Here is a 17,800-nt window from a genome sequence, read left to right as displayed (position 1 = left end):
GGCCACCGTCCGGTGGCGGGCCCTCCGGGCCGTGTGCGGTCGATCAGCCGCGGGAGCTGTAGTTCGGCGCCTCGACGGTCATCTGGATGTCGTGCGGGTGGCTCTCCTTGAGGCCCGCCGAGGTGATCCGGACGAACCGGCCCTTGCTCTCCATCTCGGCGACGCTCGCCGCGCCGACGTAGCCCATGGTCTGGCGCAGGCCGCCGACCAGCTGGTGCAGCACCGCACCGAGCGGGCCGCGGTAGGGCACCTGGCCCTCGATGCCCTCGGGGACGAGCTTGTCGTCCGAGGCCACCTCGGCCTGGAAGTAGCGGTCCTTGGAGTAGGAGCGGCCCTGGCCGCGGGACTGCATGGCGCCCAGCGAGCCCATGCCGCGGTAGGACTTGTACTGCTTGCCGTTGATGAACAGCAGCTCGCCCGGGGACTCCTCGCAGCCGGCCAGCAGCGAGCCGAGCATCACGGTGTCGGCACCGGCGGCGAGCGCCTTGCCGATGTCGCCGGAGTACTGCAGGCCGCCGTCGCCGATGACCGGCACGCCGGCCGCCTGGCAGGCCAGCGCGGCCTCGTAGATCGCGGTGACCTGCGGGACGCCGATGCCGGCGACCACGCGGGTGGTGCAGATGGAGCCCGGGCCGACACCGACCTTGACGCCGTCCACACCGGCGTCGATCAGCGCCTGGGCACCGTCGCGGGTGGCGACGTTGCCGCCGACCACGTCGACCCGGACGGCCGACTTGATCTTCTCGATCCAGGCCAGCGCGTTGTGGCTGTGACCGTGCGAGGTGTCGACGACCAGGAAGTCCACGCCCGCCTCGACCAGCGCCTGGGCGCGGTCGAAGGCCTCCGCGCTGGCGCCCACGGCGGCACCGACCAGGAGCCGGCCCTCGGCGTCCTTGGCGGCGTTCGGGTACTGCTCGGCCTTGACGAAGTCCTTGACGGTGATGAGGCCCTTGATCCGGCCCTCGTCGTCGACCAGCGGCAGCTTCTCGATCTTGTGGCGGCGCAGCAGCGCCATCGCGTCGACGCCGGAGATGCCGACCTTGCCGGTGATCAGCGGCATCGGGGTCATGATCTCGCGGACCCGGCGGGTGCGGTCCGTCTCGAAGGCCATGTCGCGGTTGGTGACGATGCCGAGCAGCTTGCCGCTCCCGTCGGCGATCGGCACGCCGGAGATCCGGAACTTGGCACAGAGCGCGTCGGCCTCGGCCAGCGTGGTGTCCGGGCCGACCGTGATCGGGTCGGTGACCATGCCGGACTCGGAGCGCTTCACCAGGTCGACCTGGTTGGCCTGGTCCTCGACCGAGAGGTTGCGGTGCAGGACGCCGACGCCGCCCTGGCGGGCCATCGCGATCGCCATCCGCGACTCGGTGACCTTGTCCATCGCGGCGGAGAGCAGCGGGATGTTGACGCGCACGTTCCGGGACACCCGCGAGGAGGTGTCGACCTCGTTCGGCAGCACTTCGGACGCCCCCGGCAGCAGCAGGACGTCGTCGTACGTGAGCCCGAGCATCGCGAACTTCTCGGGTACGCCTGCGGCGTTGTAAGACATTTCGGGGGTACCTTCCGTGGCCGGCTTCGATCCGCTCGCGCCCTGGGGTGGGGGCGCAGTCATCGGCTCACTCGCTCGGAACGCCGAAAGCCCGGTGCTCCTTCGGAGGATCCTCCAGGGAAACCCGCTCGCACCGTCGAAACTTTGGCGACCCGCCCAGGCGCCGATACCCCATGGTACTGGCACCGCGAATGGGCCTCGTGTGCCCTTGACAACACCGGCCGCCCGTGGACCATTCCGGCGGGTCCACGGCCCCGGGGGGAGCTAGGAGGACTCCTCCGCGAGCGCCCGCAGCCGGCTCAGCGCGCGGTGCTGGGCGACCCGGACGGCCCCCGGCGACATCCCGAGCACCTCGCCGGTCTCCTCCGCCGAGAGCCCGGCGGCCACCCGCAGCAGCACCAGCTCGCGCTGGCGGGCCGGCAGGTTGGAGAGCAGTTCCTTGGCCCAGGCCGCGTCGCTGCTGAGCAGCGCCCGCTCCTCCGGGCCGAGCGCGTCGTCCGGCACCTCGGGCAGGTCGTCCTGCGGGATCACCGTCGAGCCGGGCCCGCGCATCGCGGCCCGCTGCAGATCGGCGATCTTGTGCGCGGCGATCCCGTAGACGAAGGCCTCGAACGGGCGGCCCTGGTCCTTGTAGCGGGGCAGCGCGCAGAGCACCGCGACGCAGACCTCCTGGGCGATGTCGTCCACGTGGTGCCGGGCGCCGCCGGGCAGCCGGACCAGCCGGCCCCGGCAGTAGCGCAGGGCCAGCGGGTGGACGTGGGCGAGCAGCGCGTCGATCGCCGGGCCCTCGCCGCGGACCGCGGCCGCGACCAGTTCGGCGAGCGCGCCCGGCCCGTCGGCCGGATCCGCGTACGCCGGGCCGGACCCGGGCGCGGAGGGCTCGGCCTCCACCGGGTCCGCCTCACCGGGAGTCCCGGCCACGTCGTCACGCATCGGTCCATGGTGCCTGGTCGCGCGGGAAAACGCGGCACCGCGTCCGGAGTTGTGCACCGGAACGTTATGCGGTGCCGCACCGGCCGGTACCACCGGCCCCTCCTGCACCGTCCCGCCTCCCGGCCCGCCGCCGCGGGCGGGTCCGTCCGCCGAGTCTCCTGCGGCCGTGTGGTTCGCCGCAGTTCCTGTCCGCTGGTCCCCGAGGTGCTCCACTCCTCCATGGTGCAACCTCGGGACCGTAACGTCACACGTCTGCGCGACGGCAATCGCGAGCAGCGTGCCGGAACCGGCGGTGCCGGCGGCGGTCAGCGGACCAGGCCCCAGCGGAATCCCAGCGCCACCGCGTGCGCGCGGTCCGAGGCGCCGAGCTTCTTGAACAGCCGCCGGGCGTGGGTCTTGACGGTGTCCTCGGAGAGGAACAGCTCGCGGCCGATCTCGGCGTTGCTGCGGCCGTGGCTCATCCCTTCGAGCACCTGGATCTCACGCGCCGTCAGGGTCGGCGCGGCGCCCATGTCGGGGCTGCGCAGCCGGCGCGGGGCGAGCCGCCAGGTCGGGTCGGCCAGCGCCTGGGTGACGGTGGCCCGCAGTTCGGCGCGCGAGGCGTCCTTGTGCAGGTACCCGCGGGCGCCGGCGGCGACCGCGAGGGCGACACCGTCGAGATCCTCGGCGACGGTGAGCATGATGATCCGGGCGCCCGGGTCGGCGGACAGCAGCCGCCGAACCGTTTCCACCCCGCCGAGGCCGGGCATCCGGACGTCCATCAGGACGAGATCGGAGCGGTCGGCCACCCAGCGGCGGAGGACCTCCTCCCCGTTCGTCGCGGTGGTGACCCGATCGACACCGGGTACGGTCGCGACCGCGCGGCGAAGCGCCTCGCGGGCGAGCGGGGAATCGTCGCAAACGAGAACGGAAGTCATGACCGTCGTCCTCCGCAGCTGATCCGCGTCACGTTGAGCCTCCTGGCTGGTACGAACCTCTCCGACACGGCCGATCGGCGTCAGACTCCGTGCTGATCGCCTGAGATTCCCCGCGATCGTTCCCGACGTCCGGCGTCCGCTAACCGCCTCCGCACTTCCAACGACCGTCACTCGAATGAGTTACGGCCTTCGGGGCCATCTCCACCACTGTACGTGGCCGACCCGTTACCGATCAGCCGCATCGCGGTGCACACGCCGCACTTTTGCCCAGCTCGCGCGCGGTCGGCGTACGACCCGCACATTCGCACGGGGCCCCGCGCGCCTGTCGGCCACCCGATTGCCACGTCCGCGCCCGGCGGTTGCCGGCCGCGCACTCATGCCCACTTTGCCCGTTTTTAGAGCTTTTGTATGGTCATTGACTGTTGTGCCACTCTGTGGGTGACTTGTCCATGGAGTTGCCGTAAGTCATATTTCCAGGTGTCCACACCGCGCCGGACGCCCCGCCGTGCCGTCGCCGACGCCATCCGTCGGCGGCCGGCCCGCGGTCGACGACCTCTGAAGGGAATGAGCCATGGCAGATTTCTCCCGCCTCCCCGGCCCCAACGCGGATCTCTGGGACTGGCAGCTCTCCGCGGCCTGCCGCGGTGTGGACAGCTCGCTCTTCTTCCACCCCGAGGGCGAGCGCGGCGCGGCCCGCAGCTCGCGCGAGGCGAGCGCCAAGGAGGTCTGCATGCGCTGCCCGGTGCGCACCGAGTGCGCCGCCCACGCGCTGGCCGTCCGGGAGCCGTACGGCGTCTGGGGCGGCCTGACCGAGGACGAGCGCGAGGAGCTGATGGGCCGCTCGCGCCACCGCCTGGTGGAGGTCCCGCTCGCCGCGCCGAGCGTGGCCCAGTCCTAGGACGCCGACTCCGCCCCATCGGGGAGAAACGTTTCTTCCCGGGGCGACGGCCGTCCGGGGTCCGAGCCGTCCCGCCCGGCGCGTCAGCGCCCGGCGGCCGCCCCCGACAGCCGCTCCAGCATCAGTGCCACCGCCGGCACCTCGGCGAGGTCCGGGAGGGTCAGCGCGACCACCTGCCGCACCGCCGGCGCCCCGGTGGCGGTGCGCACCGTCACCGTCTCCACCCCGTCCGGGCGCACCGACTCCAGCGCCAGGCCGGGCAGCACCGCCACCCCCAGCCCGGCGGCGACCAGCCCGACCACCGCCGGGTAGTCGTCGGTCGCGAAGTCGATCCGCGGCTCGAAGCCGGCGCCCGCGCACAGCTCCACCAGGTGGCCCCGGCACTGCGGACAGCCGGCGATCCACTGCTCCCCCGCGAGTTCGGCCGGCTCCACCGGCCCGCCGCGCCCGGCCAGCCGGTGCCCGGCGGGCAGCAGGCCGACCAGCGGGTCGTCCAGCAGCGGGGTCACCACCAGGTCGGACCAGTCGGCGCACGCGCTCAGCTGCTGGGCCTCCAGGTTGGCCTCGGCACGCACCTCGCGCGGGGTGCCGTGCGCGGGCGCGGGCGCCGGCGCGGGGACCACCCCGGGGGCCTGCGGGTAGCGGAAGGCGAGCGCGACCTCGCACTCGCCGCCGCGCAGCATCGCCAGCGACTCCGGCGGCTCCGCCTCGACCAGCGACACGCGCACGCCCGGATGGCTGTCCCGCAGCCGGGCGACGGCCGACGGCACCAGTGTCGAACTCGCCGTCGGAAAGGAGACCAGCCGCACCCGTCCGGCCCGCAGCCCGGCGATCGCCGCCACCTCCTCCTCCGCGGCGGAGAGCCCGGCGAGGATCCCGGTGGCATGCTTGAGCAGTACCCGGCCGGCCTCGCTCAGCTGCATCCCGCGGCCCGAGCGGACCACCAGCGGGGTGTCCACCGACTTCTCCAGGGCCTTCATCTGCTGGCTGATGGCGGGCTGGGTACAGCCGAGTTCGCGGGCGGCGGCGGAGAAGGAGCCGGTGCGTGCGACGGCACGCAGGACGCGCAGGTGGCGGGCCTCGATCATGCCCCAAAGATATAAGGAATTCTTTGCTTCATGCAAAATTCAACTGATGGTTGAATGCTGGAGCACCACGGGACGCCGGAGGCCCGGCCCGCCACCCCTCACGGGGTGCGGACCGGGCCTCCGGTCGGTCGCTGCCGGCCTCAGTGCGAGTGGCCGTGACCGCCGTGCGAGTGGCCGTTGTCGGCCTCCTCTTCCTTCTTCTCCACCACGAGGGTCTCGGTGGTGAGCAGCAGGGAGGCGATCGAGGCGGCGTTCTCCAGGGCGGAGCGGGTGACCTTGACCGGGTCGATGACGCCGGCCTTGACCAGGTCGCCGTACTCGCCGGTGGCGGCGTTGTAGCCCTGGCCCGGCTCCAGCTCGGAGACCTTGGAGGTGATGACGTAGCCCTCAAGGCCGGCGTTCTGGGCGATCCAGCGCAGCGGCTCGTGCAGCGCCTTGCGGACGACCGCGACACCGGTGGCCTCGTCGCCGGACAGGCCCAGGCCCTCGTCCAGCACCTTGGCGGCGTGGACGAGCGAGGCGCCACCGCCGGCGACGATGCCCTCCTCGACCGCGGCACGGGTCGCCGAGATGGCGTCCTCCAGGCGGTGCTTGCGCTCCTTGAGCTCCACCTCGGTGGCGGCACCGACGCGGATGACGCAGACGCCGCCGGCCAGCTTGGCCAGGCGCTCCTGCAGCTTCTCGCGGTCCCAGTCCGAGTCGGTGTTGGCGATCTCGCCCTTGATCTGGGCGACGCGGCCGGCCACGGCGTCGGCCTCACCGGCACCGTCGACGACGATGGTCTCGTCCTTGGTGACGGTCACGCGGCGGGCGGAGCCCAGCACGTCCAGACCGGCCTGGTCGAGCTTGAGGCCGACCTCCTCGGAGATCACGGTGCCACCGGTCAGGGTGGCCAGGTCGCCGAGGATCGCCTTGCGGCGGTCGCCGAAGCCCGGGGCCTTGACGGCCACCGCGTTGAAGGTGCCGCGGATCTTGTTCACCACGAGGGTGGACAGCGCCTCGCCGTCGACGTCCTCGGCGATGATCAGCAGCGGGCGGGAGGAACCGCCCTGCAGGATCTTCTCCAGCAGCGGCAGGAGCTCCTGGATGGAGGAGATCTTGCCCTGGTTGATCAGGATGTACGGGTCCTCCAGGACCGCCTCCTGCCGCTCCGCGTCGGTGACGAAGTACGGCGACAGGTAGCCCTTGTCGAACTGCATGCCCTCGGTGAAGTCCAGCTCCACGCCGAAGGTGTTCGACTCCTCGACGGTGATGACACCGTCCTTGCCGACCTTGTCGATCGCCTCGGCGATCAGCTCGCCGACCTGGGAGTCCTGGGCGGAGAGGGTGGCGACGGCGGCGACGTCGTCCTTGCCCTCGATCTCGCGGGCGACCGACAGCAGGTGCTCGGAGACGGCGGCGACGGCCTTGTCGATGCCCTTCTTCAGGGCGGCCGGGCCGGCACCGGCGGCGACGTTGCGCAGACCCTCGTTGACCAGGGCCTGGGCCAGCACGGTGGCGGTGGTGGTGCCGTCGCCCGCGACGTCGTTGGTCTTGGTGGCGACCTCCTTGACGAGCTGCGCGCCAAGGTTCTCGTACGGGTCGTCGAGCTCGACCTCACGGGCGATGGTGACACCGTCGTTGGTGATGGTCGGGGCGCCGAACTTCTTGTCGATGACGACGTTGCGGCCCTTGGGGCCGATGGTCACCTTGACGGTGTCGGCCAGCTTGTTGACACCGCGCTCCAGCGAGCGGCGGGCGTCCTCGTCGAACTGCAGGATCTTCGCCATGTTCCCTATTCCCTCGGGGGTGCGGCCGCGCGGCCGCTCGACTACGTGAACCAACAGCCACGCCCCGGTCCCCTGTCACTAGGGACACGGATCCGGGGCGTGGCTGGACGCCTTTACTTCTCGATGATGGCGAGAACGTCGCGGGCGGAGAGGACGAGGTACTCCTCGCCCTGGTACTTCACCTCGGTGCCGCCGTACTTCGAGTACAGGACGATGTCACCCACGGCGACGTCGAGCGGCAGACGCTGGCCGTCCTCGAAGCGGCCCGGGCCGACGGCCAGGACGACGCCCTCCTGGGGCTTCTCCTTGGCGGTGTCCGGGATAACCAGGCCGGAGGCCGTGGTGGTCTCGGCGTCGAGCGGCTGGACCACGATGCGGTCCTCGAGCGGCTTGATGGCAACCTTGCTGCTGGTGGTCACGTCCGAGCTCCCCTTCGGAGATTACGGGGTTTTCTAACGGGTAGGGGCGAGCCTGCGCATCTGCCGTCGCGGGGGTCAGACACGCTTTCTCGCGTTAGCACTCCCCCGGTGGGGAGTGCCAAGGACGACCATAGGCCGCAGTTAGCACTCAGTCAACCAGAGTGCCAACGCCGCGCGCGTCGGACGCCCGGAGCGGATGAGTAGCCGTACTCATGTGCGGGGCCGCACCCGGGCCGCAGACTCGGGCCATGACCACGACGCCGGCCGGCACCCGGCCTCCCCGGTGGAAAGACCTCCTGTTCGCGGTGATCCTCCTGCCGGTGTTCACGGCCCTGCCCCTCGCGGTCCTCCAGGCCGGCTCGGCGGTCGCCCGGACCACGGGGTGGCGCTGCTCGGCGTCCCGCACGACGACCGTCCTGGTGGTCACCGGGGTGCTCGTGCTGGCCGCGGCCTGCCTGGCCACCCGGATCGCCCGGCGCAGCGGGTACCCGGTGGTCGCGGCCGTCGCCGCGGTGTCGCCGTTCCTCTACCCGGGCTTCGTCGTGGTCGCCCTCCACAACCTCTGACCGGTGAGAATGGCCCCGTGGAGAACGACGACCTGCGGCCCCTGCTGACCGACCGGGGCCAGACCCTGCTCGCCGAACTGCGCGAGTTCGCGCCCGGGGAGGAGCTGGCGCTGGCGACCCGGCTGCGCAGGGAGCACCCGGCCGAACTGGTGTCGGCCGCCTTCGGACAGGCCCGGCTGCGGCAGCGGGCCCGGGCCAAGTTCGGCGCCGACGCCGATCTCATGTACTTCACGCCCGACGGCGTCGAGCAGTCCACCCGGCGCGAGGTCGCCGAGTGGCGGGCGCGCCGCTTCGCGGACCTCGGGGTGAGGCGGCTGGCCGACCTCTGCTGCGGGATCGGCGGCGATGTGCTCGCGCTGGCCCGGGCCGGCATCGAGGTGCTCGCCGTCGACCGTGACCCGGCCGCCTGCGCCGCCACCGCCGCCAACGCGGCCGCCCTGGGCCTGGCCGACCGGGTCGAGGTGCGCTGCGCCGACGTCGCCGACGTCGACGTCACCGGTTTCGACGCGGTCTTCACCGACCCCGCCCGCCGCACCTCGCGCGGCCGGGTGTTCGACCCCGAGGCGTACGCGCCGCCGCTGTCCTGGGCGATCGGAGCCGGCCGGCGCACCCCGGTCGGCGCGCTCAAGGTGGCCCCCGGCATCCCGCACGAGGCGGTGCCCGCCGACACGGAGGCCGAGTGGGTCTCCGACCACGGCGACGTCAAGGAGGCGGTGCTCTGGTTCGGCACCCGGGCCGGGCACCCGCACCGCGCCACCCTGCTGCCGCAACGGGCCAGCCTCACCGGCGGCGACCTGCCCGACCCGCCGGCCGGCCCGGTCGGCCGCTACCTCTACGAGCCGGACGGCGCGGTGATCCGCGCCCACCTGGTCGCCGAGGTGGCCGGGCGGGTGAACGGCCGGCTGATCGACCCGAAGATCGCCTACGTCACCTCGGACGAGCTGGTCGACACCCCGTACGCGCACGGCTTCGAGCTGACCGACGTGCTGCCGTTCCACATCAAGAGGCTCAAGGCGCTGCTGCGCGAGCGCGGCGTCGGCACCGTGGTGATCAAGAAGCGCGGGATGGCGATCACGCCGGAGGAGCTGCGCCGTCAGCTGAAGCCGAGCGGGCCGAACAGCGTGACGGTGATCCTCAGCCGCACCGACCACGGCCCGCTGATGATGCTCGGCCGTCCGGTGACCGGCCCGGCCGCGGCGGTTCAGGCGGCCGGCGCCTCGATGTAGTCCTCCAGCCGGGCGACCGCGAAGCCCTGCTCCTGGATCCGGGCCAGCAGCTCCCCGAACATCTGCGTCATCGTCTCGCCCTTGAGGTCCTTGGGGCCCCGGAAGTGGGCGAGCACGATGTCGCCGGGCCGCAGCCTCTTGTCCGCCGCCTGGTACTGCATGTCGTGGATCTGCATGGACTCGCGCCACAGCACGATCGCCCGCGGCCCGCACTGCTGGACCGAGGCGTTCAGCGCCGGGGTGTTGGCGCCGTCCCCGTACGGCGGGCGGAACAGCAGCGGCGGGGTGCCGTACTGCTGGGTGAGCGCGGCCTGGGCGTCGCAGATCTCGGACCTCTGCTTCTCCGGCGTCACCCTGCTCAGCTGGGCGTGGTCGACGGTGTGGTTGTGGACGTGGTTGCCGAGCGCCTGGAGCCGCTTGAAGTAGCCGTAGTCGTCCTTGACGATGTCGCGGGTCAGGAACATCGAGACCGGCACCCTGAGGTCGGTCAGCATCTCGACGAACCCCGGGTCCTTCTCGGCGCCGTCGTCGATGGTGACGAAGACCACCTTGTCGCCGGTCCGCACCTCGCTGAGGACCGGGACCGGGCCGGTCCGCTGGAGCTTCACCGGCTTGTCGGCGGGCGCCGGCGGCGCGGGCGGCAGCGGGGTGAGGTGCCACTTCGCCCAGGCGGCGGCGTCCCCGGCGGCCGGGGCGGGGGCCGGCGGCGTGGCGGGCCGCTGCGGCGCGGTGGAGCCGGCCGGGGCCGGGGCGGTGCCGCTCGCGGCCGCCGGCCGGGCGGACGCGGCGCCGCCGCCGTCCCCGCCGCCCGAGCACCCGGTGGCGGCGGCCAGCAGGGCCAGTGCCCCCGCCGCGCACGCCGTCGTCCTGCTCCGCCCGTGCCTGTTCACCGCGCCGCGCTCCCAGCTTCCGTCCAGCGATCTCGATCGCTAGCACGGTAACGCTCGGGCGTTCGGTTCCCGCTCGGACGTGCGAACGGCTGCCGGCGGCTACTCCACGTGCTCGCTGGTGAAGGACCAGCGGTGCACCGGACGGCCCAGCAGGGCCGCCGGCGGCTCGGCCACCGGCACCGGCGCGCCGGACCACCAGGTGATCAGCAGCACCCTCCCCCCGCCCTCGGCCGGGGCGGCGAACAGCTCGGCGCGCAGCAGCCCGGCGGAGCCGCGCAGCGCGGGCAGCGCGCTCTCCCGGACCCAGGCCGAGAGCTCGGCGGCACGCCCGTCGGCGGCCCTGGCCTCCCACATCGCCGCGATGGTGGTCACCGCTGCCCGCCGCCCAGCGCCCGGTACGCCTGGCCGTGGAAGTCCGTGTGCGGGACGTGGACGTCGGTGACCGGCAGCGAGGAGTCCGCCGACAGGTCGAGCGAGGACGGCGCGCGGTCCCGCCACACCATCTCGCTGCCGAGCGCGGCGACCATCGCGCCGTTGTCGGTGCACAGGCCCGGACGCGGCACCCGGAGCCGGATGCCCGCCTTCTCGCAGCGCTGCAGGGCCATCTCGCGCAGCCGGGAGTTGGCCGCGACGCCGCCGCCGATCATCAGGTGGTCGACGCCGTTGTCCTTGCAGGCCTTGACCGCCTTGCGGGTCAGCACGTCGGTGACCGCCTCCTGGAAGGACGCCGCGACGTCCGCGACCGGCACCTCCTCACCGGCCCGGCGCTTCGCCTCCACCCAGCGGGCGACGGCGGTCTTCAGTCCGGAGAAGGAGAAGTCGTACTCCGGGTCCTTGGGCCCGGTCAGGCCGCGCGGGAACGCGATCGCCTTCGGGTCGCCCTCGCGGGCGGTGCGGTCCACCACCGGGCCGCCGGGGAAGCCGAGACCGAGCACCCTGGCCACCTTGTCGAAGGCCTCGCCGGCCGCGTCGTCGATGGTGGCGCCGAGCGGCCGGACGTCGGTGGTGATGTCCTCGCTGAGCAGCAGCGAGGAGTGCCCGCCGGAGACCAGCAGGGCCATCGTCGGCGACGGCAGCCGGCCGTGCTCCAGCTGGTCCACGCAGATGTGCGAGGCGAGGTGGTTGACCCCGTAGAGCGGCTTGTCCAGCGCCCACGCGTAGGCCTTGGCGGCGCTCACGCCGACCAGCAGCGCGCCGGCCAGGCCCGGGCCCGCGGTGACGGCGATGCCGTCCAGGTCGCTCGCCCTGACGCCCGCGGTGTCCAGGGCCCGCTGGATGGTCGGGACCATCGCCTCCAGGTGGGCGCGGCTGGCGATCTCGGGGACGACGCCGCCGAAGCGGGCGTGGTCGTTGACGCTGGAGGCCACCGCGTCGGCGAGCAGGGTGGTGCCGCGGACGATGCCGACGCCGGTCTCGTCGCAGGAGGTCTCGATGCCGAGGACGAGCGGTTCGTCAGCCATGGGGGGTGTCCTTCTTCACGTCCGGTCGCGGGTCGTCCGCGGGTTCGTCGAGGTCTTCGGGGGCGGCGCCGGCCGCGGGGACGGCGGTGGCGGCGGCCGTGGCGGCCGCCGCGAGGTCGAGGCGCATGACCAGCGCGTCGATGCCGGCCGGCTGGTAGTAGCCGCGCCGGATGCCGACCGGCTCGAAGCCGAAGCGCTCGTAGAGCCGCTGCGCGCGGGCGTTGTCCACCCGGACCTCCAGCAGCAGGTCCGCGCAGCCGCGCCGGCCGGCCTCCCCGACCAGGTCCGCGAGGAGCGCCGCGCCGAGGCCGGTGCCCTGGTGGCGGCCGTCGACGGCGATGGTCTGGACGTCGCCCTCGCCGGCCACCGCCATCAGCCCGGCGTAGCCGACGACCGTGCCGTCCGGGGCGGCGGCCACGGTGTAGTGACGGGTGCCCCCGGGGCGGGCCTCGGCCAGTTCGGACCAGAACATCCCGGCCGACCAGGCGTCCTCGGGGAACAGCTCGTGCTCCAGCGCCAGCACCGGGGCGATGTCCCACCAGCGCATCGGGCGCAGCGCGGCGCCCGGTCCGGCGGCCCCGTCCGGCACGGCCGGGCCGGTGGTGCTCGGACCGGTCACGCCGGGAGCACCGGCTTGTAGCCGGCCGGCACCTGGGCGTCCGGGCGGCGCAGGTAGAGCGGGGCGTTGGGCAGCAGGGCCCGTCCGGCGGCCAGCTCGGCGGCGGCGAACCCGGCGAGCGCGCCGGCCGAGACGTGCTCCGGGCCGTGCGCGCCGGGGAAGGCGTCCGGGTAGAGCAGCGCGCCCGCGCCGACCGACCGGGTCGGCGGGGTCAGCTCGCCCGGGCGGTCCACCGACGGCCCCTCGGTCCGGCGGCCGTCCGCGTCGTAGGAGGCCCAGTAGACCTCCTTGCGGCGGGCGTCGGTGGCCACCGTGAACGGCTCGCCGGCCAGGCCCTCGGCGCGGGCCCGGTGGGCGATCGCGTCCAGGGTGCAGACGCCGTGCACGGGCAGGTCGAGCGCGTGCCCCAGGGCGGCGGCGGTCACCAGGCCGACCCGCAGGCCGGTGTAGGGGCCCGGGCCGACGCCAACGGCGATGCCGGTCAGCCGGTGCCGGTCGACACCGGCCGCCCGCAGCACCTGGTCGATCGCGGGCAGCAGGAGTTCGCCGTGGCGCCTGGCGTCGACCTGGTCGGTCTCGGCGAGGACGCTCGTGCCGTCGTGGACGGCGGCGGTGACGGCGGGGGTAGCGGTGTCGAACGCGAGCAGCAGCACGGGTCAAGGTTAGACCGGTCGGACGGTGGGCGGTCGGGCCCCGGTTCCGTCCGCCGCCCCGGGCGGGCGCGGGTGCCCGCTCCGTGGGTCCGGGCGCGTGCTGCTCGTGGGCGCGGGCGCGTGCTCCGTGCGGGCCGCGCCGGTGCTCCGCGCGGCCGAAAACCCGCTCCACGGCGGAACACACGTCCGACGCGATGCGGACCGGACGGACGGACCTGGCACGATGGGGCCGACGGTTTTGGGACGGCGGTGGGAGCACACGTGGCGAAGATGGGTCCTGGAGTTGTGGTCACGGGGCTGACCCTGGGGGCCCTGGCGGTGGTGAGCCTGCTGGCCTTCCAGGCCAACGGCGCGCAGGACCGCGCGGTCGCCGCCAACCCGGGCACGAGCACCGCCGCCTCCCCCACCGGACCGGCCGCCTCGGCCACCCCGACCGCCACCCCCACGCCGACCGCCCCGGCCCTGCCCACCAGCGGCACGGGCACCGGACTGCGGGTCGTCTACTCGGTGGGCTCGCACTACGTCTGGCTGATCGACCCCAAGAAGACGCCGCAGACCGTGGCCACCTTCCCGGTCACCCCCGGCACCGTCGAACCGGCTCCCGGCAGCTACCCCGTGTACAGCCGGACCCCGTCCGGGACGGGCACCGACGGCAAGCAGATCGAGCACGTGGTGCGGTTCGCCCAGCAGAACGGCGTGGTGTTCGGGTTCAGCGCGGCCGTGGACGGTGCCACCGGCACGCCGGCCGCCGCGCCGACGCCGTCCGCGACCTCCTCCGCCTCCTCCATCGGGGGCGGCGAGGCGAAGACCAAGACCGGCGGCATCCGCAGCAGCCGGGCCGACGGGCAGCTGCTCTGGGACTTCGCGCCGAAGGACACCAAGGTGGTCGTGATCCCCTGACCGGGGCGACCACGGGGGCGGACGGCGGCGCGGGTGACGCGGGCCGTCCGGCCGTGCGGGCGGCCGGTTACGCGGGGCGCCCGGTTCTGCGGGGCGCCCCTCGTTCGGCCCGTCCGGCTGTGCGGGGGGCCGGTTACGCGGCGCGGCGGGGTTCGTGCGCGGCACCGGTCCCGTGGGCGGAGCCGTCCGCCGGTCCGTCCCCGGCGTGCCCGGCCGGCCGGCGTCCGGGCGGGGTGGAGACCGCCTCCGCCGCCGCACAGGCGGCCAGCAGGGCCCTCATCGGCTCCCCCGCGGCACGGCGGGCGGGTCCCTCGGTTCCGGTGCAGCGCGGTGCGCGTTCCGGGGCGGGCGTGGTGCTCGGCATGACGCCTCCCTAGTTAGGCAGACCTAACCTCAGGAACCATCCCACCACGCCCGCGGCCCGGACCGCAACATCTTCCCGACGGACTGTCGGCAAACCGTGACAGTCGCGGGCCGGGACCGCCGGAACGGCGCCGTCAGACCAGCGCGGACAGGTCGACGCCGTCCCAGCGCCCGCCGATCCCGGTGAGCTCCACCCGGCGCGGGTCCAGGTCGTCCTCCGCCGCCTCGGCGCCGATCGCCCGCCCGATCCGGACCTCCAGGCGGTCCTCCGAGAGCCGCTCGACCTTGCCCTCGCCCCACTCGACCACCACCACCGACTCCGGCAGCGAGACGTCCAGGTCGAGGTCCTCCATCTCGTCGAGGTCCCCGCCCAGGCGGTACGCGTCGACGTGCACCAGCGCGGGGCCGCCGACCAGCGACGGGTGCACCCGGGCGATCACGAAGGTCGGCGAGGTGACGGCGCCGCGCACCCCGAGGCCCTCGCCCAGACCCCGGGTCAGCGTGGTCTTCCCCGCCCCCAGCTCGCCGGAGAGCAGCACCAGGTCCCCCGGCCGCAGGAGCGCGGCCAGCTCCCGGCCGAGCCGGCCCATCCGGTCGGGGGTGGCGACGGTGAGAGAGGCGTGCGAGCCCATGCGCGATTCAAGCCCTTCGGTCCGTACGGCGGCGCACCGGCTCCCGGGCGCCCCCGCTACCGTGCCACATCCCCGCCGCCGCCCGCGCCCGGCCCGGTCCGGGCCCCCGCCGGTCGGCGCCGCTCCGTCCCGGCGCCGCTCCGTCCCGGGGCCGCTCCGTCCCGGGGCCGCTCCGTCCCGGGGCCGCTCCGTCCCGGGGCCGGTCCGCCTCAGGACGGCTCGCCGACCTGGGGCGGCAGCGGGGCCGCGCCGCGGAAGCGGGCGGCCTGGGCGAACAGGGCGGCCAGGTGGTGGTTCACCAGGTCGGGGCGTTCCAGCATCACGAGGTGGCCGGCGTCCTCGACCAGGACCAGCTCGGCACCCGGCAGCCGTTCGGCCATCACCTCGCCGTGGCCGGGCGGGGTCAGCAGGTCCTTGGTGCCGGTCAGCACCAGGGCGGGGATGCCCCGCAGGGCGGCGAGGGCGTCGGTCTTCTCGTGCACCGAGAACACCGGGTAGAACTCGGCCACCACGTCGATCGGGGTGGCGTCCAGCAGCTGCTCGGCGAACCGGACCACGCCCGGGTCGACGTCCTTGCCGCCGAAGGAGAAGCGCCGGTAGAAGACGGCGCTCACGTCCGCACCGAGCCGGCGGGTCGCCTCCACCAGGTCGACCTGACGGCCGAGCAGCTTCATCATGCCCGGCGCGACCCTGCGGAACAGCTTGGCGCCGGCCGTCGGCAGGCCGAAGGTGACGGTGTCCCAGTTGCCCGCCAGGGTGCCGATCAGCGCGACGCCGGCCACCCGGTCGCGGAACAGCCCGGGGTACTGGTCGGCGAGCGCCATGATCGTCATGCCGCCCATCGAGTGGCCGACCAGGACCAGCGGGCCGGTGGGCGCCACGGCGTCGAGCACCGCCCGGAGATCGCCCCCGAGCTGGTCGATGCTGGCCGGCTCCCCGGCCAGGAAGGTGCGGGAGCGCTCGGACCGGCCGTGACTGCGCTGGTCCCAGAAGACCAGCCGCACACCGGCGCGGAACGCGGCGCGCTGGAAGTGCCAGCTGTCCTGGTTGAGGCAGTAGCCGTGGCAGAAGACCACGGTCAGCGGCTCGGCCGTCGCCCTGCTCCCGGCACCGGCCTTCCGCCCACCGGCCGTCGCCGGCCCGGCGGACCCGCTCCCGGGGGCGGCCCGGTCCCCGGCGTCGGGGCCCCCGGTGCCGTCAGTGCCGTCGGTGCTGCCGATGCCGTCGAGCTCGACGTACAGCTCGGTGCCGTCCGCGGCGGCCACGGTGCGCGGGCGTCCGCGCAGCGAGCCGTACGGGGCGTTGGCGTCCAGTTCGGCGCGGGCCCGGCGGCGCATCGTCCGGCCGACCGTCAGCCGTTCGACGGCCACACCGGCGGCGGCGCCCGCCGCGAGCACACCGACCGAGATGCCGATCAGACCGGCCCGGCTCACCCCGGTGGCCGCCTCGGCGGCCTTGACCACCCGGGCCGCCCGGCCGACCGCCTCCACCGGACCGGTGCCGGCCTGCTCGCTCATCCGAGCAGGCCCTCGTCGAGGCCGCCGACGTAGCGGCGCGGGACGCGGGAGCCGATCCGGGTCACGATCTCGTAGGAGATGGTGCCGCAGGCGCGGCCCCAGTCCTCGGCGGTCGGCTCGCCGCGGTCGCCGTTGCCGAAGACGAGCACCTCGTCACCGATGGGCGGGGTGTCGCCGCCGAGGTCGACGACGAACTGGTCCATCGCCACCCGGCCGGCCACGGTCCGCCACTTGCCGTCGATCTGCACCGGGCCGATCCCGCTGGCGTGGCGGGGGATGCCGTCGCCGTAGCCGACCGGGACGAGACCGAGGGTGGTCGGGCCGGGGGTGGTGTAGTGGTGGCCGTAGCTGACGCCGTGACCGCCGGGGACATGCTTGACCAGGGCCAGCCGGGCGGTCAGCGACATCACCGGGCGCAGGCCGAAGTCGGCGGGCGAGCCGACGTCGGGAACCGGCGAGAGCCCGTACATCGCGAGGCCGGTGCGGACCATGTCGAAGTGCGACTGCGGGAGCAGCAGGGTGGCCGGCGAGTTGGCCAGGTGACGCACCTCGGGGCGCAGGCCGGCCGCCTCCGCGGTGGCCAGGGCGGCGCGGAAGGCGTCCAGCTGGGCCTGGATGGAGGGGTGGCCGGGCTCGTCGGCGGCGGCGAAGTGCGACCAGACGCCGACCACGGTGAGCCGGCCGTCCAGCTCGGCGCGGCGGGCGGCGGCGACCAGCTCGGGCCAGTCGTGCGGCTGGCAGCCGTTGCGGCCGAGGCCGGTGTCGGCCTTGAGGTGGACCCTGGCCGGGATGCCGGTGGCGCGGACGGCGTCGAGCAGTTCGGTCAGCGCCCACTGGCCGCCGACCGAGATGTCGAGGTCGGCGAAGAGCGCCTCGTGCCAGGGGCCGCCGGGGGTCCAGAGCCAGCAGAGGATGCGGGCCTCGTCCGGGCGGATGCCTCCGGCGCGCAGGGCGAGCGCCTCCTCCGGCGTGGCGGTGCCAAGCCAGCCCACACCTGCGGCGACCGCTTCCCGGGCGCAGCGGACCGCGCCGTGGCCGTAGGCGTCCGCCTTGACCGCGGCCATCACCGTGGCGCCGCCGATGCGCTCGCGCAGCGCGTCGAGGTTGCCGCGCAGGGCGGCGAGGTCGATGGTCGCCTCGGCCCGCACGCCTTCGGCGAGGGTGGCCATAACGGTGGTCTTCGCAGTTGTCATCAGGGTCAGTCTCCCAGACGTCCCAGGGTCCTCGCCGTACGGCCCGTCGGCACGCCGCCCCGGGGCACCCCACCCCCTGCCCCACGCAACCCGCCGCCCCCTCCCGGACGCCCACGAATCACGCCCCGGTTCCACCCCACCCCGGCACCCGGAATATGCAGACCGGTCTACATAGCCCGTGCGCAGGAAGTCGGCCTGGCCGACTTCC

The 17,800-nt window shown here is 74.1% G+C and carries 19 protein-coding genes; 4 read left to right on the top strand and 15 right to left on the bottom strand.

The annotated features are described in order from the left end of the window. Positions 1–43 precede the first annotated feature (43 nt). From guaB to ACFCX4_RS23275, 3 genes are all read right to left on the bottom strand, one after another. Complete coding sequence (guaB, locus tag ACFCX4_RS23285; protein ID WP_376145400.1) at positions 44–1,549, bottom strand: IMP dehydrogenase; 1,506 nt, start codon at positions 1,547–1,549, stop codon at positions 44–46. 264 nt (positions 1,550–1,813) lie between these two features. Next, complete coding sequence (shbA, locus tag ACFCX4_RS23280; RefSeq protein ID WP_376145398.1) at positions 1,814–2,482, bottom strand: RNA polymerase sigma factor ShbA; 669 nt, start codon at positions 2,480–2,482, stop codon at positions 1,814–1,816. 305 nt (positions 2,483–2,787) lie between these two features. Then, the gene (locus ACFCX4_RS23275; RefSeq protein WP_014136228.1) at positions 2,788–3,399 is read right to left on the bottom strand and encodes a response regulator transcription factor; all 612 of its coding nucleotides are present in this window, start codon (positions 3,397–3,399) and stop codon (positions 2,788–2,790) included. Between the two features lie 571 nt (positions 3,400–3,970). Here ACFCX4_RS23275 and ACFCX4_RS23270 point away from each other — a divergent pair. Beyond that, positions 3,971–4,297 (top strand): WhiB family transcriptional regulator, encoded by a 327-nt coding sequence (locus tag ACFCX4_RS23270; protein ID WP_376145396.1) that lies wholly within the window; start codon positions 3,971–3,973, stop codon positions 4,295–4,297. Between the two features lie 83 nt (positions 4,298–4,380). Here the strand turns inward: ACFCX4_RS23270 and ACFCX4_RS23265 are convergent, their stop codons facing one another. The 3 genes from ACFCX4_RS23265 to groES form a co-directional block, all read right to left on the bottom strand. After that, on the bottom strand, positions 4,381–5,385 hold the full coding sequence (locus ACFCX4_RS23265) for a LysR substrate-binding domain-containing protein (protein WP_376145394.1): 1,005 nt from the start codon (positions 5,383–5,385) through the stop codon (positions 4,381–4,383). 140 nt (positions 5,386–5,525) lie between these two features. Beyond that, positions 5,526–7,154, bottom strand: a complete 1,629-nt coding sequence (groL, locus tag ACFCX4_RS23260; RefSeq protein ID WP_376145392.1) for a chaperonin GroEL — start codon at positions 7,152–7,154, stop codon at positions 5,526–5,528. A gap of 113 nt (positions 7,155–7,267) precedes the next feature. Beyond that, positions 7,268–7,573, bottom strand: coding sequence for a co-chaperone GroES (gene groES / locus ACFCX4_RS23255; protein WP_014136232.1), 306 nt, complete (start codon positions 7,571–7,573; stop codon positions 7,268–7,270). A 248-nt stretch (positions 7,574–7,821) separates the two neighbouring features. Between groES and ACFCX4_RS23250 the strand changes: the two genes are divergently transcribed. After that, positions 7,822–8,139: a hypothetical protein gene (locus tag ACFCX4_RS23250; protein ID WP_376145390.1), complete on the top strand. Its 318-nt coding sequence runs from the start codon at positions 7,822–7,824 to the stop codon at positions 8,137–8,139. Beyond that, positions 8,136–9,365, top strand: a complete 1,230-nt coding sequence (locus ACFCX4_RS23245; RefSeq protein ID WP_376145408.1) for a methyltransferase domain-containing protein — start codon at positions 8,136–8,138, stop codon at positions 9,363–9,365. The genes ACFCX4_RS23250 and ACFCX4_RS23245 overlap by 4 nt, the downstream gene beginning before the upstream one ends. Here the strand turns inward: ACFCX4_RS23245 and ACFCX4_RS23240 are convergent. From ACFCX4_RS23240 to tsaB, 5 genes are all read right to left on the bottom strand, one after another. Beyond that, positions 9,341–10,255 carry a polysaccharide deacetylase family protein gene (locus ACFCX4_RS23240; protein ID WP_376145388.1) on the bottom strand — a complete coding sequence of 305 codons (915 nt, stop codon included), beginning with the start codon at positions 10,253–10,255 and terminating at the stop codon, positions 9,341–9,343. The genes ACFCX4_RS23245 and ACFCX4_RS23240 overlap by 25 nt on opposite strands. 99 nt (positions 10,256–10,354) lie before the next feature. Then, a complete protein-coding gene (locus tag ACFCX4_RS23235; protein ID WP_376145386.1) occupies positions 10,355–10,627 on the bottom strand; it encodes a hypothetical protein in 273 nt (90 codons plus the stop codon). Continuing rightward, the gene (gene tsaD, locus ACFCX4_RS23230; protein ID WP_376145384.1) at positions 10,624–11,715 is read right to left on the bottom strand and encodes a tRNA (adenosine(37)-N6)-threonylcarbamoyltransferase complex transferase subunit TsaD; all 1,092 of its coding nucleotides are present in this window, start codon (positions 11,713–11,715) and stop codon (positions 10,624–10,626) included. Before tsaD ends, ACFCX4_RS23235 begins: the two co-directional genes overlap by 4 nt. Continuing rightward, positions 11,708–12,262, bottom strand: a complete 555-nt coding sequence (rimI, locus tag ACFCX4_RS23225; protein WP_376145406.1) for a ribosomal protein S18-alanine N-acetyltransferase — start codon at positions 12,260–12,262, stop codon at positions 11,708–11,710. Before rimI ends, tsaD begins: the two co-directional genes overlap by 8 nt. Positions 12,263–12,330: 68 nt before the next feature. Then, positions 12,331–12,987, bottom strand: a complete 657-nt coding sequence (tsaB, locus tag ACFCX4_RS23220; protein ID WP_376145382.1) for a tRNA (adenosine(37)-N6)-threonylcarbamoyltransferase complex dimerization subunit type 1 TsaB — start codon at positions 12,985–12,987, stop codon at positions 12,331–12,333. Between the two features lie 270 nt (positions 12,988–13,257). Between tsaB and ACFCX4_RS23215 the strand changes: the two genes are divergently transcribed. Then, the gene (locus ACFCX4_RS23215) at positions 13,258–13,887 is read left to right on the top strand and encodes a hypothetical protein (RefSeq protein ID WP_376145404.1); all 630 of its coding nucleotides are present in this window, start codon (positions 13,258–13,260) and stop codon (positions 13,885–13,887) included. Between the two features lie 133 nt (positions 13,888–14,020). On the opposite strand, the gene ACFCX4_RS23210 is transcribed toward ACFCX4_RS23215, so the two are convergent. From ACFCX4_RS23210 to alr, 4 genes are all read right to left on the bottom strand, one after another. Further along, the gene (locus tag ACFCX4_RS23210; protein WP_376145381.1) at positions 14,021–14,251 is read right to left on the bottom strand and encodes a hypothetical protein; all 231 of its coding nucleotides are present in this window, start codon (positions 14,249–14,251) and stop codon (positions 14,021–14,023) included. 133 nt (positions 14,252–14,384) lie between these two features. Next, complete coding sequence (gene tsaE, locus ACFCX4_RS23205; RefSeq protein ID WP_376145379.1) at positions 14,385–14,882, bottom strand: tRNA (adenosine(37)-N6)-threonylcarbamoyltransferase complex ATPase subunit type 1 TsaE; 498 nt, start codon at positions 14,880–14,882, stop codon at positions 14,385–14,387. 209 nt (positions 14,883–15,091) lie between these two features. After that, on the bottom strand, positions 15,092–16,399 hold the full coding sequence (locus ACFCX4_RS23200; protein WP_376145377.1) for an alpha/beta fold hydrolase: 1,308 nt from the start codon (positions 16,397–16,399) through the stop codon (positions 15,092–15,094). Then, positions 16,396–17,568, bottom strand: a complete 1,173-nt coding sequence (gene alr / locus ACFCX4_RS23195) for an alanine racemase (RefSeq protein WP_376145402.1) — start codon at positions 17,566–17,568, stop codon at positions 16,396–16,398. Before alr ends, ACFCX4_RS23200 begins: the two co-directional genes overlap by 4 nt. Positions 17,569–17,800: the final 232 nt, after the last annotated feature.

Source organism: Kitasatospora sp. NPDC056327 (assembly GCF_042261735.1).
Classification (GTDB): domain Bacteria; phylum Actinomycetota; class Actinomycetes; order Streptomycetales; family Streptomycetaceae; genus Kitasatospora.
The sequence above is the reverse complement of the archived record's forward strand: the minus strand, read 5'-3'. Positions and strand labels throughout refer to the sequence as shown.

What these genes read in the sequence shown, in the direction of transcription:
- guaB (WP_376145400.1), bottom strand. Translation starts at nt 1,549, where the DNA reads ATGTCTTACAACGCCGCAGGCGTACCCGAGAAGTTCGCGATGCTCGGG.
- shbA (WP_376145398.1), bottom strand. Translation starts at nt 2,482, where the DNA reads ATGCGTGACGACGTGGCCGGGACTCCCGGTGAGGCGGACCCGGTGGAG.
- ACFCX4_RS23275 (WP_014136228.1), bottom strand. Translation starts at nt 3,399, where the DNA reads ATGACTTCCGTTCTCGTTTGCGACGATTCCCCGCTCGCCCGCGAGGCG.
- ACFCX4_RS23270 (WP_376145396.1), top strand. Translation starts at nt 3,971, where the DNA reads ATGGCAGATTTCTCCCGCCTCCCCGGCCCCAACGCGGATCTCTGGGAC.
- ACFCX4_RS23265 (WP_376145394.1), bottom strand. Translation starts at nt 5,385, where the DNA reads ATGATCGAGGCCCGCCACCTGCGCGTCCTGCGTGCCGTCGCACGCACC.
- groL (WP_376145392.1), bottom strand. Translation starts at nt 7,154, where the DNA reads ATGGCGAAGATCCTGCAGTTCGACGAGGACGCCCGCCGCTCGCTGGAG.
- ACFCX4_RS23250 (WP_376145390.1), top strand. Translation starts at nt 7,822, where the DNA reads ATGACCACGACGCCGGCCGGCACCCGGCCTCCCCGGTGGAAAGACCTC.
- tsaD (WP_376145384.1), bottom strand. Translation starts at nt 11,715, where the DNA reads ATGGCTGACGAACCGCTCGTCCTCGGCATCGAGACCTCCTGCGACGAG.
- rimI (WP_376145406.1), bottom strand. Translation starts at nt 12,262, where the DNA reads ATGCGCTGGTGGGACATCGCCCCGGTGCTGGCGCTGGAGCACGAGCTG.
- ACFCX4_RS23215 (WP_376145404.1), top strand. Translation starts at nt 13,258, where the DNA reads ATGGGTCCTGGAGTTGTGGTCACGGGGCTGACCCTGGGGGCCCTGGCG.
- ACFCX4_RS23210 (WP_376145381.1), bottom strand. Translation starts at nt 14,251, where the DNA reads ATGCCGAGCACCACGCCCGCCCCGGAACGCGCACCGCGCTGCACCGGA.
- tsaE (WP_376145379.1), bottom strand. Translation starts at nt 14,882, where the DNA reads ATGGGCTCGCACGCCTCTCTCACCGTCGCCACCCCCGACCGGATGGGC.
- ACFCX4_RS23200 (WP_376145377.1), bottom strand. Translation starts at nt 16,399, where the DNA reads ATGAGCGAGCAGGCCGGCACCGGTCCGGTGGAGGCGGTCGGCCGGGCG.
- alr (WP_376145402.1), bottom strand. Translation starts at nt 17,568, where the DNA reads ATGGCCACCCTCGCCGAAGGCGTGCGGGCCGAGGCGACCATCGACCTC.